We start from the raw sequence: 14836 nt of genomic DNA, 5'->3' as shown, positions 1-14836 counted from the left end.
CACCGCTCACCCCACGCGCAAAGGCTGGACCCGCATGTCACATCGCCGGCTCACGAACGGCTCGCACCGCCGCGACGGCCGGGACCACCGGCCGGTCCGGGGCCGCCGCCGGAATGACCGGGCCGGGGGTGGCGACGCTGCCCGCCCGCCAGGCGGGGATCGCCCGACCGACTCGGATCGCCCGGTGGGCCGGGGACGCGGGGCGGACTCGGACCGCGGGGCCGGTGGGGGCAGCATGGCGGGCGGGGGCGGCGTGACAGGCGCGGGTGACGTGGCGCGCGAGAACCGCCGGGCTGATACGGGTGGACCGACGAGCCGGGGCCGCCGGACGGAAACGGGCCATGGCTCGGACACGGGCCGCAGGAGGGACGCCGGCCGTCGGACGGGCGGGGCCCGGCGGGCGGGCGCGGGCCGCCGGAGGGAAACGGGCCGTGGCTCGGACACGGGCCGCGGGGCGGGTCGGCGCAAACGACCCTCACGCGGCCGTACGGCATGGCGGGCAGCCGTGGCGCTGCTGTGCGCGGCAGCCGTGTGCTGGGGCGCGCTCGGACTGCTCCCCGACTCCACCGGCGAGTCGGTGGCCACCGGCCGTGACCCCGGGGCGACGTCCGAGCCCCTCACGATCGGCGGCCCGGAGACCGCGGAACATCAGGCCCCGCGGGCGCCACGGCCGGCCCAGGACCCCGACGGGGAGAACTCCGCCGCGCCGGAGACCTCGTACCGCCACACCTACCGCGAAGACGGCCCCGGCACCTACACCTGGGCCCGGGGAACCGGTACCCGGGCGGGCACCGGCGGCCGGCTCATCCGGTACGGGGTGAAACTGGAGGACGGCACCGGCCTGGACGTCGACGACCTCGCCGCCGAGATCGACGGCATCCTGCGCCACCCGCGCGGCTGGACCCGTGGAGGTACGGCCTCGTTCCAGCGGGTGAGCTCACCGCCGTACGACATGCTGGTGCAGGTCGTCTCCCCCGGGACGACCGACCGGCTGTGCGGCGCCTGGGGGCTCGACACCCAGGGGCAGGTCAACTGCGCCAAGGCACCGGACCTCGTGGTGAACGTCCGGCGCTGGGTCGACCTCAGCGAGCAGTACCGGGGGCGCGCCGCCGACTACCACGCGCTGATCATCAATCACGAGGCGGGACACATACTCGGCCACGGTCACCGCGGCTGCCCCGGCCCGGGCCGGCCCGCGCCCGCGATGATGCAGCAGATCAAGGGGTTGAAGGGCTGTACGGCCAACCCCTGGGTGTACGACGACGACGGACGTCTGATCGACGGCCCCCCGGTGCCCTGACACACCGGCTCCCTCACGCCACGAGCCCCACCGGTAACCGGCCGACCGCCACCGGTGGGGCGAGAGAGGGGCGCGGGGCGGGGCGGACGGAGCACTGCTCGCGGAGGAGAGCACCGTTCATGGGGGCACTGCTCACAAGGGAGAGCAGTGCTCACGCGGGCAGTGCTCACATGCGAGAGCGGTGCTCTCGGGGGAGAGCACCGCTCGACGAAGCACTGATCGTAAACGAGAGCACTGCTCACGCAACTGAGCACTGCTCAGGCACACACCGCTCACAAACCGGAGCACTGCTCACACAACAGAGCACCGCCCACATCCCCAGGTCACCGGGGCATGGAAGCGAAGCCCCAGCCCCACTGAAGGCGCGCGCCGCCGGGTACGCCCCTTGCCGAACGGCCCGTCCGCCCGCTCAGGCGTGCGCGTGGACCACAGCCGCCCAGGCGCGGGCCGTGCGGGACCAGATCTCGCGGAGCGCGGGTTCGTTCTCGCGGACCGAGGCGACCGCCCCCAAGGGGTCGGCCCCCGCTCCGGCGACCGAGGGGCCGTCGGACGCCGCCCACTCGGCGACGGCGTCACCGAGGACCTCGGGGTGGAACTGGACGCCCCAGGCGCGTTCACCGATCCGGAACGCCTGGTGGAGGCAGTCGTCACCGGTCAGCAACGGGACCGCTCCCGGCGGGAGTTCGCCGATCTCGTCCCAGTGCCACTGAGCGGCGGGCGCGCCGTCCGGCACCTCCCCGAACACCGGGTCCCCGTCGGCGGCGGGCAGCCTGCGTACGGGTACCGCGCCCACCTCCGGCCCCCGCTTCCGGACCACGACGGAGCCGCCGAGCGCGGAGGCCATGATCTGGCCGCCGAGACAGATGCCGAGGAGCGGGACGCCGGAGCCGACGGCCTCGCGCACCAGGGTCCGTACGGCCGGGAGCCAGGGCGCGGCCTCATCGTCCTCGCAGTTGGGCGCGCCGCCCAGGACGAGCAGCCCGGCGTACCCGGCGAGCGAACCGGGGAGTTCCTCACCCGCCCAGGGATGGACGATCCGCTGCTCCAGGCCGCACTCCACGAGCTGTTCGCCGACCAGTCCGGGTCCGGTCCCGTCCTCGTGCTGAACCACCAGCACCCGCGGCGCACCTCCGGCTTCCCGCACGTCCGCCGCTTCCCGCGCCTCCGCCCCTTCCCGTACGTCCGGACCTGTCCGTACATCTGTCCCTTCCCGTACGTCCGGACCTGTCCGTACTTCCGGATCCATCCGTACGTCCGCGGGCCGCCGCTCGTTGTCCGCCTGTGCCGTCACAGTCGCCCCGCCTCCACGATCTGCTGGAGGAACGCCTTGGTGCGGTCCTCACGGGGGTCGCCGAAGATCTGCTCCGGCGGGCCCTCCTCCAGAACTGTTCCCTGATGCAGGAAGCACACCTTGTGGGCCACCTCACGCGCGAAGCCCATCTCATGGGTGGCCAGCAGCATGGTCATGCCGTCCTCGGCCAGATCCCGCACGATGGAGAGGACCTCCGCCACCAGCTCGGGGTCGAGCGCGGAGGTGATCTCGTCGAGCAGCAGCAGCCGGGGGCGCATGGCGAGCGCCCGCACGATGGCGACACGCTGCTGCTGGCCGCCGGAGAGCCGGTCGGGCAGAGCCGTGGCCTTGTCGGCGAGACCGATCCGCTTCAGCAGTTCCATGGCCTCGGCCTCGGCCTGCTCCTTGCCGCTGCGGCCGAGGACCGTGGGCGCGAGGGTGATGTTGCGGAGCACGTCCATGTGCGGGAAGAGGTTGAAGTGCTGGAAGACGATGCCGACGTCCCGGCGCAGCCGGTCCACGTCCACACCGCGCCCCGAGATGGGGTCGCCGTCCAGGAGGATGCGTCCGCTGTCGATCTCCTCCAGAGCGTTGACACAGCGCAGGAGGGTCGACTTCCCGCAGCCGGAGGCACCGATCAGTGTGACGACCTGGTGCTGTTGCACCGTCAGATCGAGTCCGCGCAGTACTTCATGGCGGCCGTAGGACTTGCGTATGCCCTTGATGTCCAGGAATGCCATCAGCTGTCCTTCCCTGCGCCGCTGCGGGCGAGAAGCCGGTCGGCGAACCGGGTCTGCGGGATGGTGATCACGACGAAGAGCGCGGCCACCACGGTCACCGAGGAGAGGTTGAATTCATTGGAGGCGTAGATCTTGGCCTGGTTGAAGGCGTCGATGGTGCCGATGACGGTCACCAGCGCGGTGTCCTTCTGGAGGCCGATGAAGTCGTTGAGCAGCGGGGGTGTGACCCGGCGTACGGCCTGCGGCACGACGACATGGCGCAGGGTGCGCCCGTGGGACAGGCCGAGGGAGCGTGCGGCCGCGGTCTGGCTCCAGTGGATGGAGTCGATGCCGGACCGGTACACCTCGGCGACGTAGGCGCCGTAGGTGAGGGTGAGCGCGAGGATCGCGGCCCAGGTCGGGGTGAGCGAGCTGAGCCCGGGGATCTGGGCCAGCGGCAGACCGAAGCCGATCAGATAGATGATGACGATGCTCGGCACCGCGCGGAAGATGTCGATATAGGCGGTGGCGAGCCAGCGCAGGGGCCGTCCGGCGCGCCCGGGGGCGAGCTTGGCGACGGCGAGGCCGAGTCCCCAGACGAGGACGAGGATCTCGGCGGCCACCGCGATGAAGACGTTGGTGCCGAAGGCCTGGGTGACGTTCCAGAAGCTGGAGGAGATGGCGGCCGGGCTGAAGAAGGTCGACTGCACGGCGTGGTCGTTGGCCAGCAGGAAGACCGTGAGCAGGGTGAGGGCGACGACGGCGAGCGAGCCGCCGATCGCGACCCATGCCGCTTCCCGGGCGTCGGCGGCCTCCGCGCGGGCCTCGGCGATCTGTCCCGGGCGCTGGGCGGCGGCACGGGCGCGGCCGGTACGGCGAAGTGCCTCGGACGAGGGCTTCAGCACGGCGAACGAGGCCAGTCCGCCGAGGACGGCGACCGCGCGCAGGACCCAGGACCAGGCGCCCTGGTCCGGGGCGGCCTGCCACAGGGTGGCGGCGGTCCAGGCGGCGAACACGCAGCTCAGGGCGGCGACCACGAGGGATGCCGGGGCGAGGACCGCGGGCAGCGGCAGGCGCGCGGGCGCGGCCGGGGCGGCGGTCTTGAGGGTGACGGTGCTCATGGCGGGCCTCACAGGCTCCAGACCGGGACGGCGGCCGGGTCGCCGCCGAGCGCCTCGCCGAGGTACTCCTCGGAGAGCGCGTCGAGGGCGCCCTCGGACGTGAGGTCGGCGAGCACGCCGTTCACCACGGCGGTGTTGGCGCTGTCCTTGGGCAGCAGCGCGCCGTACGACTCACCGGTCTCGTACTGTCCGACGACGGCGACCGCTCCGCCGGAGCCCTTGGCCTGGCCGAGGACGATGGCGGTGTCGGTGAGTACGGCGTCGATCCGGCCGCCCTGGAGCGCGGCGAGCATCTCCGCGTCACCGGGGAAGACCTGGGCGGCCTTGGCGGGCTTGAGGGTTTCCTGGACGAACTTGGCGCCGGAGGTGGCCTGCTTGACGCCGAGGCGCAGTCCGCGGATGTTCTCGGCGGTGACCTTGCCGGGCTTGGCGAGGACGCCGATGTTGGAGGCGAAGTAGGGGCTGGTGAAGTCGACGGCCTTCTTGCGCTCCTCGGTGATGGAGATCTCGGCCATGGCCAGGTCGTAGCCGCTGCCCTTGCCCGCGACCATCGCGTCGAAGGAGACATTGCGGATGCGGAGCTTCTCCAGCCCGGCCCGGTGGGCGATGTTGGCGGCGAGGCAGTACTCGAACCCGCTCTTGATGTCGGCGACGGTGTTGCCGTTCCACCAGCCGCGCGAGGGCAGGTCGCCGGCGACGGTGAGGGTGCCGGACTCGACGGTCTTCAGCTTGACGGAGCCCTTGGTGCCGGTGACCTCGCAGTCGCCGTAGGCGCCGCCCTTGGCGGAGGTGACGGCGGCGCTGGAGGAGCCGCCGGGGCTGTTCTCGCCGCAGGCGCTGAGGGAGAGGGCGGCGAGCACCGCCAGAGCTGGGGCGAGGATGTGGGCAGGGCGGCGGCGCACGTGTGGCTCCCGGACGTTCGGAGGGTGACCGCCCCGGCAGGTGCAGCATCAGCCAAAACCTTTTGGGCGGAAGGGATGGGCGCTATGCTCAACCAAAAGGTTTTGGCAGTCAAGGGTTCTCCGCAGAATGCTGCCGATACGGTCGACCCCGGGACCCGCCCCCAGGAGTCGGTACGGCCCTGTGCCGCCGCCAGGAGACCACCAGAGGAGAGACGTGATGCCCGGACCGGCCGGACCGCACGCCGACGCCGCTTCCCCCGACACTCCTGCCGCCGAGGGGGCTCCCCCGGCCCGGGGGCGGCGCTCCCCGGCCGCATCCGCGGGCGCCCGTGCCGCGGAGGGGGCGCCGCCCCCCGCAACCGAGGGGCCCCGCCCCGCCCCGGAACCGGCCCGCAGCGTGGGGATCAAGGACGTGGCCCGGGCCGCCGGCCTGTCCATCACCACCGTCTCGCACGCCCTCAACGGCAAGGGAAAGGTCAGCGCCCGGACCCGTGAGCGCGTACGGCTGCTCGCGGACGAGCTGGGCTACCGCCCCAACCCCGCCGCACAGGTCCTCCTCACCGGCCGCACCGGTGTCGTCGGGCTGGCCGCGGGCCATCAGAGCGCCGAGGCGTGGGAGCGCACCTACCGCCCCTACTACGCCTCCCTCACCGCGGGCGCCATGGTCGAGGCGGTCGACCGCGACTACGCCCTGGTCGTCGTCCCCTCCCGGCCGGGTACGGATCTGTGGACCAGGATCCCGATGGACGGACTGATCGTCGTCGACCCGGTCGCGGGCGATCCCGTGATCACCGAGGCCCTGCACCGCGGACTCTCCGTCGTCACGGACGGCCGCCCGCTCGATCCGGGGCACGGGAGCATCCCGTACGTCCACAGCGACATGCTGTCCGGCGTCCCGCTGGCCCTGGACCATCTGCACGAGTCCGGGGGCCGCCGGACCGCACTGCTCACCGGCCCCCAGCTCGACTCCTACACCCTCGACAGCGAACGGGCGTACACCCGTTGGTGCGAGGACCGCGGACTGCCCGCCACCGTCGAGCGGGTACGGGACGGCGAGCCCGCGCACGACGCGGCGCGCCGGCTGCTCGCCTCACCCGACCGGCCGGACGCGGTCCACGCGCTCAACGAGACGTACGGGGAGGCTCTGCGGGCCGCCGCCCGCGAACTCGGTCTCGCCATCCCCGGCGATCTCCGGATCACCGCCATGGGCGACCGCGAGCCCGGCATCCGTCCCGCCCTCACCCTGCTCTCGCTCGCGCCCCGCCGGATCGGTGCCCTGTGCGCGGGGATGCTGATCGACGTCCTCAACGGCGGGACACCGAAGCCGCTTTCGGTGCCGTGCACGCTGATCCCGGGGGACTCGACGCGGCCGGCGGCCGGATGACGGGTCTCCGGATGCGTCGGAGTGGCCGGTCGCCGGCTGCGGCCGGGTGACGGGTCGCCGGATGCCTCCCGCCGCCTCCGACACCGTGCCGACGCGGTTCTGGCACCGTGCCGACGCTGGTCCGGGGCCGTTCCGACGACGGGGCCACCGGGTTCGGCATGCCGCTGACACCGGGGCGCACCGACACCGGGGCGCCAGGGGGCCGTTAAGGCCGTACAAGTTCTGAGCGGAAGCGGACCGCCGGGGCCGGGGCGCGTACTACATTCCTGTTATCGGACACCGGAACAACCGGACCCCCGGACGTCAGTGGCATGACACGGGTCCGGCCGGATCCCCGCCGAACACCGGGCGGGCGCGGCCGTACGGCCGTGGTCCCGACCGCCGTACGGGACCGACCAACCCGGGCGGCGGCCGGGGAGCGGGTCCGCCCACGGCTTGTGGCCGATCGCCGACGGGTCGGGTACTCACCGGTCGCCGGTTCCCCGGCAGATGTCGGACCCTCGCCACTTCCCTGACTGATCCGCCGCGGCATCGCGAGGACCCCGGTGTCGTTGGCCCCCGGCGACAGATGATGACCCCCGCGCGCCCCTGTACGGCTGTCGGGCGGGACGGCCCGCCCCCGGTCCGCGCGTGCCGGGAACCGGCAGCGGTCCGCGCGTCGTCGTAGGGGCGCGAGGCGGGTGGCAGGGGCGCGAGCCGATGCCGCCGCGACGGCATCGGCGTAGGGGGCACCGCATGGGTACGGGAACGGCACGGATCGACGGGAACAGCCTGCTGTTGGGCGACGGGGTACGCGTCCGCTTCATCCGTACCCTGAGGCTGCCCGAGACGGGTACGCATCCGTTGCCTCCGGGGCTGGGCGAGTTCCCCCTGCGGCGTGTGGAGGACTACGCGGCCACGGTGCCGCCCGCCATGGGGAAACGCGGAGGCGTCGTGCTCCCCATGTATCTGCGCGAGGCCATGTGGCTGAGCTTCGCCGGCAGCGGCGAGCCGGCCGCGCTCCAGGTCGGCGTCGGCAAGGTGTGTGCCGTCTCCGGAGAGCCCTGGGGTGACGGCCCCTCAAGCCGTCCGCAGAACTATGTCGTCCTGCCCCGGCAGCCCTGGCTCGACGGCATCAACTCCGGCAAGGGGACGGTCCGCCAGTTCGTCGCCGTCCCGCTGGGGCTCGGGGCGACCGTCGAGGGCCAGATCACCGGTGAGGAGACCTGGGGCGGTGTCCAGCTGCGGTCCTTCCCCCTGGAGCCCGGAGCGCTCGCGGCGTGGCGCGAGGAGGAGCGCCGTAGGGCCGAGCGGATGCGGTCGGCGGCACCGGCTGCCTCCGCCGGTTTCGGGGCGGCCTGCGCGCCCATGGCGCCTCCCGGGAGTGCGGGCCCGGCCCCCTCGCCCGCGATGGGGCTCGGCGCGGGCGGCACCATGCGCCAGGAGGTCTACCAGGACACCCGGGCGCCCGCCGACTGGGCGGACGTGCCCTCGGCGCGGGTGTTCGTGCATCTGGTGACGCCCCCGCAGTGGCGCGCGATCACCGGTGAGGAACCGCCCCCGTCGCCCGTCGACCGCGCCGCCTACACCCAGGCGGGGCTGCCCTGGTACGAGTACGGCGACGACGACGCCACGGACCTCTCGCCCGCCCCGGCGCTGACCGACGTCAAGCCGGTGGGGCAGTGGATCGGCGACGACGACGCCCCCTGGACGGCGCCCGGCCCGCACCAGATCCAGCCGCTGGGTGACGCACCGGCGCCCGGGAAACCGGTGGTCGACGGCGACTGGTGAGCGCGGAGAGCGCTCACGCCGAGCCGTCGCCCGCCGGTCACGCGCCCGGTTCACCCGACTCGGGCAACCGCCACCAGGTGGACCCGCGTCTCAGACGGCGTGTTCGGCCGCCGGGCGCTCCGCGACTCCCAGCCGGGTCGCCCACTCCAGTGCGGTGGGGACGCACGACTCCCCAGGCAGCGGGCTCTGTTCGGACGCCGAGTCCATCAGGTCCTTGAAGGCGGAGGCGTTCACCGTGCCCCGGGCGACCCGTTGGACGAAGCGCCGGGCCGCCTCCGGGTCCCGGTAGCCGGCGTCGGCGAAGCTGTCGGAGAGGGACTTGTCGTCGAAGATGCCCGCGTAGCCGTCACAGGAGGCGGCCAGTCCGTCGTCGTCGACGAAGGCCGGATAGGGGGCACGGTTCCACCGGTCCTCCTCCCACCAGTACAGATAGCCCAGTTCATAGCCGTCGTTGAGTTCCCTGAGCCGGTCCAGGGGCAGCCACTGCGGAGCGTTCACCAGCAGGTCCACCGGTTTGTCGCCCCGGTAGGTGGTGTCGCTGCAGTCGACGTCCTGGCCGTAGAAGATCGCTTTTCCGTCGGGGCGCAGGGAGAGTGTCCAGCCGCCGTTGGAATGGGAACAGGACAGTTCACGATCACCCAGCCGGAATACGGGCCGCGCGGTTCTGGTGACAGCGATCAGTACGAGTACGACGGCACGCTGCCACATGCGCTCGGGCCTGCCCAGCTGCGCTGGAACGGCCGGCTCGTTGGTCATCTCTGTCCCTGCTGTCAACGCTGTGTGTTGCTGACCGAACATTCAGTGCTACCGAACCATACGACCGGACAGAGCGGTGGCGCCAACGGTTCGCGGGGCGCTTCGTACGGTGTCGGCACAGGCGCGGGTGATGACCTCGGGCGCGTGACCGCCGACCCCTTCCACGGTGTTGTCGTCGGTCGCCGTGGGTACGGCGGAATTTCTTCCGTCGGCGTCTTCCCGGACGCCTTCCCTTCTCTGATTTTCCCCGCCGAACGGTTCTCCCCGCGTTCGGAATCGGGTTGTGTCACTGTCCTGGATAAACATGCGCAGCACCATAGGGGATTGTCCGCCGTAAAGAGACGTGAGAAGAGCTGTGCGTGATCGTGGGGGTGATCGGGCCTCAGCGGGCCGTGCGCACCAGCGGGGACGGCCTGCTGCCGGCGACCGGAGCCGGGGCGGGGAGCGGCCGTACGGGGTGGGCCTGACAAGGGGCCGCGGGGTGCGGCGCCGGGGGGCTCGTCGGGGTGGGAGGGACCTCAGTCGGGCTCATGGGGTGCAAGGTAGCGCCCGCGCTCGACCCGGTGTTCGCATTTGCTCATCGTTTACCCACTGCTCATCTCCTGTCTGGCCTGAATTCACGGGATCCGAAAGGCGGGTGACGGTCGGTCCGCCGACCTCTACCGCACCGTGCCGAAACGTGCGGACGGCCGGTAATTGGGGACCGTGTTCCGGTTTCCGGGGAGAGGTTTCCCGGTATGCGGAGCATACGTTCTACGATCCGGAGACCAGCCGGTCGACGGCCGCCGTGCCCGAGGTGTATCCGGGAACCATCGCCTCCGTACGCGCGGACGGCTGCGCGCGGGACGCGGCGGATCCGGGTGCGAAACCGCCCTCCGGTCCGGGCTCCCGGCCCGGCAGGAGTCCGCCCTCCCGGCCCGGTGCGAGTCCGGACTCCCGTTCCGGCGCGGGCATCGGTACGCCCCCCGGCCGGGTCCCCGCGTCCCGCCCGGCGCCGGCCCCCTCCCCGGGCCGGGGCGTCGGCACCTGGGACAGCATCGGGGCCATCGGCTGCGGCGGCGGTTCCGGCATCCGGACACTGCGCCCGTACAGGACCTGCTCCATGCCCGAGATCAGCCGCACCACGTCCTCCTGCGGCCGGACCACCAGCCGCAGAAAGCGGCTCGAACTGCCCACCTTGTTGCCGCACTCGCGCACCAGGACCCCGTGCTCGGCGAGCAGCCGGTCGCGCAGAACCGATCCGTCGACGCCCTCCGGGAGGCGGACGTACAGAAAGTTGCCCTGCGAGGGGTAGACGGTGAGTCCCGGCAGCTGGGAAAGGCGCCACATCATCTCCTGACGGTCCCGGCGCGCCTGCTGGAGGCTCCGGGCGTACTCCTGGCGGTGCTCCCTCAGCATGAACACCACGGTCTCGGCGAGGGAATTGAGATTCCACTTCGGCAGGGCCGCCCGTACCTTCCCGGCGAGGGCGGGGTTGGACACGAGATAGCCGAAACGCACTCCGTGCAGGCCGAAGCTCTTTCCCAGGCTGCGCAGGACGATCACATTCGTCCGCAGCACGGCCTCGTCGGCGACGCTCGGTTCCCGCTCCGCGTCCGCGAACTCCAGGAACGACTCGTCCACGACGATCAGATCCAGATCCCGCAGTTCGTCGAAGAGCTCGACAAGTCTCTGCCGGGACAGAAAGCCACCGTCGGGGTTGTTGGGGTTGCAGATCACGGCCGCGCGCGAGCCCCGGCTCCGGATGAAGCGGACGAAGGAGGCCGGGTCCAGCGAGAAGCCGTGCGCCTCGGGCAGCAGCAGCATGTCGACCCGTTTCCCGGTCTCCATCGGCTGGTCCGTCCAGCGTCCGAACGTCGGCACGGGAACGGCCAGGGACTCGTCCACCAGCAGGTGATCGATCCAGGTGATCAGTTCGGTCGAGCCGTTGCCCATGGCGACGGTCTGCGGATTGAGCCCGAGCGCCTGGCACAGCTCGGCGGTGACGGTGTCCGTGTCACTGGGGTAGTACGTGAGGATCTCCCGCAGCCGCCCGCTGAGTTCGTCGAACATCGCGGGTGTCGGGAAGTACGGATTGCACGGAATACAGAAGTCCGTGATCTCCCCCGGTGCTCCGCCGCCGGCGCGGTTCAGCATCGAGTACGAGGGGCTGTGCGCCGTGGACGCGCGGAAAAGAGCGGTGACGTTACCGCCTGCCATCTGTTCTGCCTCCCTGCTGCCCGGGGTCGGCCCTCACGGTGCGCAGGGACCCTCCCGGAATACGGATGCCGGTGAGGCGTTGTTCAACGGGCGGTGCGGACGTGGCGGTAGTGTGAAGGTGATGTTCACCTCATCAGGCCCCACATTCCGCGAGCTGACCGTGCAGGCGCTCTCGTCCGTCCAGCACGGATACGACCTGCTGGCGCCCAAGTTCGACGAGACCCCCTTCCGTACTCCGGACCGGATCCTCGACCCGTTCGTACGGGCCGTCGCCCCGCTGGGCCCCTTCCGGTCCGGGCTCGACGTCTGCTGCGGCACCGGCGCGGGCATCGGCGCGCTCCGGCGGCTGTGCGAGGAGCGGGTGACGGGTGTCGACTTCAGCGCGGGCATGCTCGCCGAGGCGCGTGCGACGGCCGAGTCCTTTCCCGGTGCTCCCCTGTCCCCCCGGGTGTCCTGGGTACGGGCCGACGCCCGCGCACTGCCCTTCGCCCCGGTCTTCGATCTCGCGGTGAGCTTCGGCGCGTTCGGGCACTTCCTGCCGAGTGAGCGCCCGGAGCTGTTCGCCCAGGTGTACCGCAGTCTGCGCCCCGGCGGCATGTTCGTCTTCCCGCTGCCCGCCCCCGCGCGGGTGGGCTCGCGGCTCTACTGGGCGCTGTGGGGCTTCGACGCGGTGATGCGCGTACGGAATCTGCTGTGGCGCCCGGCGTTCGTCATGTACTACCGCACGTTCCCGCTCTCCGAGGTCCGCGACGAGCTGACGCGGACCGGGTTCTCGGTGGAGCTGCTGCCCGTGGAGGAGCTGGGCCGGCTGCCCGGCGGAAGCCCCCGGTGCCGGCTGGTGGTGGCCCGCCGGCCGCTGTGATCAGAGGTCTCCCGGGCCGGTCCGTATCACCGGGGCGCCTTCGGCGGAGGGTATGGGCGGCCCCGTCAGTACGGGCCCCTGGGACGGAGCCGGCTGAGCAGCAGCGCGCGTTCCGTGGCGAACACCCGGTCCGCCCGGTAGTCGTCGTGGCCCAGGATCGGGGCGTACAGCGGATGCTCGGCCGTACGGCCGAACGCGAGCGGATCACGCAGGGGGACACCGTCCACCGGGGCTTCGCCGAGGTCGCCGGTCGGTCCGCCGAGGTCGCCGACGGGTCCGCCGATGGGGTCCGTGTGCCGCCACAGATTCCGCCAGCCGGACAGCCCGTCGTTCAGTGTCCGCAGCTGATCGGGGCCGAAGCAGGCGGGGAACCAGCGGCCGTGGATCCGCGCCAGCGGTGAACCGGAGGTGAGCAGGGAGACCCGGCGGCGGTACCGCGGCTCCAGCTGGAAGGCCGCCGCCGCGGCGAGCACCGAGCCGTGCCCGTGCCCGGAGAGCAGCAGCCGTCCCCCGGTGGCGCGCATCCAGGACATCATCCGCCACTGGAGGTCGGGTACCGCCCGCTCCGCCTCGCACGGCGGCCCGAAGGGGTGGGCCGCGCGCGGCCAGAACGTGCTCATGTCCCACAGGACCCCGACGGAACGGCGTGCGGCGGGCCAGGTGTACGCGGCCCAGCCCGCCGTCACCAGCAGCGCGGCCAGCGGGGCCCCGAGCCAGACGCCGACCTGGGTGAGAGTCTCGGTCCCCGGCCGGGCGGGGACCGGATCGAAGACGGCGAACGTGATCAGCAGCAGATGCACCAGGGCGGCCCCGCCCATCAGGCCCAGGACCAGGGGAGCGGTCCCGGTCAGCGCGGCCGAGCCACGGGCCGCCGTGATCTCCTCGCTCCGCAGCCGGTCCGCCGCCTCGCCCCGGTAGTCGCGCTCCACCTCGAAGTGCAGCCGGCGGGCCGTTCTCCGGCGCAGGGCGTTGATCGCCAGGGCGAGCGGCAGGGCGACGTACACAAGCAGCAACGGGCCGAGGGCGGCGATGTGCTGGAAGACCGGGACGCCCTCGATGTCCTCGACGCCCGCGGCCGTACGACCGCCCAGCAGGTTCGCCGTGGCGACGGCCGGCACCGCGGAGAGCACGGTGGCCAGCCAGCAGGCGAGCAGCGCGACGACGGGCCCGCCGCAGCCGAGGAGGACGCCCCGGCCGGACCCGCGGGAGGAGCGGGCCGGACGGCACAGGAACAGCCCGGCCACCAGGGCGACTTCGACGACCGGCACGGCGGACGACAGAGGCCGGACGCCGGGCAGGTGCCCTCCGGCGGGGATGTCCGTCCCGGGCACCGTCCAGGAGAGCGCGACCGCCGTCAGGAAGAGCACGATGGCGGCGGTCGGGAGCCATCTGGCCCTCGTCAGGCTCCGTTCGTCCAGCCGGGTGCCCCGGCCCGCTCTCGCGATCTCCAGGACCGTGAGCAGGGTGATGAACCCGGCCAGACCCGCGACGCCGGCCCCGGCGACTCCGACTGCCCCGCTCCCGCCCGCCGGGGAGACTCCGGAGCCCAGGAGGACCGCGAGGAAGGGCACGGTGAGTGTGACGAGGGCCAGCGTGAAGTGTCCGGCCACCAGCCTCAGCACCTGTCGGCGCCCGTACCACATTCCCGGTGCCGCGAGCGGCACACCGCTGTCGTTGGATCCGCCGGCCGGGGCGGGCGCCGGGCGCACCGCCTCGGTACGGAACCAGGTGCGCCGCCCGACCCTGGTCAGAAGAGCGATGAGCAGCAGCCCCGGGAAGACACCCACGGCCAGGGCCGGCCCCGTCATCACGAACCCGTCGTCCGCCGGGTCAAGCCGGCGGATCCATGGATGCTCCCGTGAGCAGTCCGCGCTCGTCAGCGCGCACTGCCACACCGTCAGATCCATGAAGACGGTGACGACGGCGGTGAACAGCTGCACGGTGAGGGCCGCCGCCAGCAGCCTGGTCAGGACACCGTGGGCCCGGGTTCTGCGGGGGTGCGGGCCGCCGGGCGCCCCGGGCCCCATCCAGGCGGCCAGGTTCACCAGCAGAAACGGCAGCACCAGCAGCCACAGTGCGCGGACGGGCCCGTCACCGGCCCGCGCCCCCGCGGAGTAGACCTCGGTGACCGGTCGGCCGCCCTGGTAGTCCTCGGGGTGCTGCTCGGCGTCCGCGTCGGCGGGGCGCCGGTGCAGCCGGGCCCTGCGGTCCCCCGAGATCTGGACGGCGGCGGGGTCGCCGAGCAGTTCCTGAGGGGACGCCCCCCGGGTGCCCTCGACGACGAGTTCGAGGGTCAGCGGCTCGATCGCGCCGGGGCGGACCGCGCCCCACTCGGACGCGTCGGCGGACCCGTTCCCGGGCGTGCCGCCCCGGGCGGGCACCGGCGGGCCACCACCGCCCTCCCATTCACTCACAGTCCCCCCTCGGACACACGACGAGCCGCTACTCTGCCGCACATCCACGGCAGACGGGTAGGGGGAACTGATGGCCGGTGAAGAGGTTCTGACGATGGTTCAACTTCCGGACGGTACA

General features: G+C 72.5%; 11 protein-coding genes. 4 read left to right on the top strand and 7 right to left on the bottom strand.

Going from position 1 to position 14836, the window contains the following annotated elements; genetic code table 11:
- Window positions 1–505: 505 nt before the first annotated feature.
- Window positions 506–1300 carry a DUF3152 domain-containing protein gene (locus ACIBCM_RS10215; RefSeq protein ID WP_399241542.1) on the top strand — a complete coding sequence of 265 codons (795 nt, stop codon included), beginning with the start codon at window positions 506–508 and terminating at the stop codon, window positions 1298–1300.
- A 409-nt stretch (window positions 1301–1709) separates the two neighbouring features.
- On the opposite strand, the gene ACIBCM_RS10210 is transcribed toward ACIBCM_RS10215, so the two are convergent.
- Genes ACIBCM_RS10210 through ACIBCM_RS10195 form a run of 4 tightly spaced genes read right to left on the bottom strand, consistent with a single transcriptional unit; the run spans window position 1710 to window position 5333 of the window.
- Window positions 1710–2591 (bottom strand): type 1 glutamine amidotransferase, encoded by an 882-nt coding sequence (locus tag ACIBCM_RS10210; protein WP_399241541.1) that lies wholly within the window; start codon window positions 2589–2591, stop codon window positions 1710–1712.
- Window positions 2588–3331, bottom strand: coding sequence for an amino acid ABC transporter ATP-binding protein (locus tag ACIBCM_RS10205; RefSeq protein ID WP_399241540.1), 744 nt, complete (start codon window positions 3329–3331; stop codon window positions 2588–2590). The genes ACIBCM_RS10210 and ACIBCM_RS10205 overlap by 4 nt, the downstream gene beginning before the upstream one ends.
- Window positions 3331–4431 carry an amino acid ABC transporter permease gene (locus ACIBCM_RS10200; protein ID WP_399241539.1) on the bottom strand — a complete coding sequence of 367 codons (1101 nt, stop codon included), beginning with the start codon at window positions 4429–4431 and terminating at the stop codon, window positions 3331–3333. Before ACIBCM_RS10200 ends, ACIBCM_RS10205 begins: the two co-directional genes overlap by 1 nt.
- A gap of 8 nt (window positions 4432–4439) precedes the next feature.
- Complete coding sequence (locus tag ACIBCM_RS10195) at window positions 4440–5333, bottom strand: ABC transporter substrate-binding protein (RefSeq protein WP_399241538.1); 894 nt, start codon at window positions 5331–5333, stop codon at window positions 4440–4442.
- A gap of 397 nt (window positions 5334–5730) precedes the next feature.
- Here ACIBCM_RS10195 and ACIBCM_RS10190 point away from each other — a divergent pair, with 397 nt between their 5' ends.
- Window positions 5731–6717 (top strand): LacI family DNA-binding transcriptional regulator, encoded by a 987-nt coding sequence (locus ACIBCM_RS10190; protein WP_399241537.1) that lies wholly within the window; start codon window positions 5731–5733, stop codon window positions 6715–6717.
- A 735-nt stretch (window positions 6718–7452) separates the two neighbouring features.
- Window positions 7453–8487 (top strand): hypothetical protein, encoded by a 1035-nt coding sequence (locus ACIBCM_RS10185; protein WP_399241536.1) that lies wholly within the window; start codon window positions 7453–7455, stop codon window positions 8485–8487.
- A gap of 90 nt (window positions 8488–8577) precedes the next feature.
- Here the strand turns inward: ACIBCM_RS10185 and ACIBCM_RS10180 are convergent, their stop codons facing one another.
- Together ACIBCM_RS10180 and ACIBCM_RS10175 are read right to left on the bottom strand one after the other, a co-directional pair.
- Window positions 8578–9243 (bottom strand): hypothetical protein, encoded by a 666-nt coding sequence (locus ACIBCM_RS10180; protein ID WP_399241535.1) that lies wholly within the window; start codon window positions 9241–9243, stop codon window positions 8578–8580.
- 753 nt (window positions 9244–9996) lie between these two features.
- A complete protein-coding gene (locus ACIBCM_RS10175; RefSeq protein WP_399241534.1) occupies window positions 9997–11442 on the bottom strand; it encodes a pyridoxal phosphate-dependent aminotransferase in 1446 nt (481 codons plus the stop codon).
- A gap of 121 nt (window positions 11443–11563) precedes the next feature.
- Here ACIBCM_RS10175 and ACIBCM_RS10170 point away from each other — a divergent pair, with 121 nt between their 5' ends.
- A complete protein-coding gene (locus tag ACIBCM_RS10170) occupies window positions 11564–12304 on the top strand; it encodes a class I SAM-dependent methyltransferase (protein ID WP_399241533.1) in 741 nt (246 codons plus the stop codon).
- A 65-nt stretch (window positions 12305–12369) separates the two neighbouring features.
- Here the strand turns inward: ACIBCM_RS10170 and ACIBCM_RS10165 are convergent, their stop codons facing one another.
- A complete protein-coding gene (locus tag ACIBCM_RS10165) occupies window positions 12370–14718 on the bottom strand; it encodes a hypothetical protein (RefSeq protein WP_399241532.1) in 2349 nt (782 codons plus the stop codon).
- Window positions 14719–14836 lie beyond the last annotated feature (118 nt).

The sequence above is a fragment of the Streptomyces sp. NPDC051018 genome (assembly GCF_044456085.1).
Lineage (GTDB): Bacteria > Actinomycetota > Actinomycetes > Streptomycetales > Streptomycetaceae > Streptomyces.
The sequence above is the reverse complement of the archived record's forward strand: the minus strand, read 5'-3'. Positions and strand labels throughout refer to the sequence as shown.

Excerpts from the sequence above, each read along its gene's own strand:
- ACIBCM_RS10205 (WP_399241540.1), bottom strand. The coding sequence starts at position 3,331 with ATGGCATTCCTGGACATCAAGGGCATACGCAAGTCCTACGGCCGCCAT.
- ACIBCM_RS10200 (WP_399241539.1), bottom strand. The coding sequence starts at position 4,431 with ATGAGCACCGTCACCCTCAAGACCGCCGCCCCGGCCGCGCCCGCGCGC.
- ACIBCM_RS10185 (WP_399241536.1), top strand. The coding sequence starts at position 7,453 with ATGGGTACGGGAACGGCACGGATCGACGGGAACAGCCTGCTGTTGGGC.
- ACIBCM_RS10180 (WP_399241535.1), bottom strand. The coding sequence starts at position 9,243 with ATGACCAACGAGCCGGCCGTTCCAGCGCAGCTGGGCAGGCCCGAGCGC.
- ACIBCM_RS10175 (WP_399241534.1), bottom strand. The coding sequence starts at position 11,442 with ATGGCAGGCGGTAACGTCACCGCTCTTTTCCGCGCGTCCACGGCGCAC.
- ACIBCM_RS10170 (WP_399241533.1), top strand. The coding sequence starts at position 11,564 with ATGTTCACCTCATCAGGCCCCACATTCCGCGAGCTGACCGTGCAGGCG.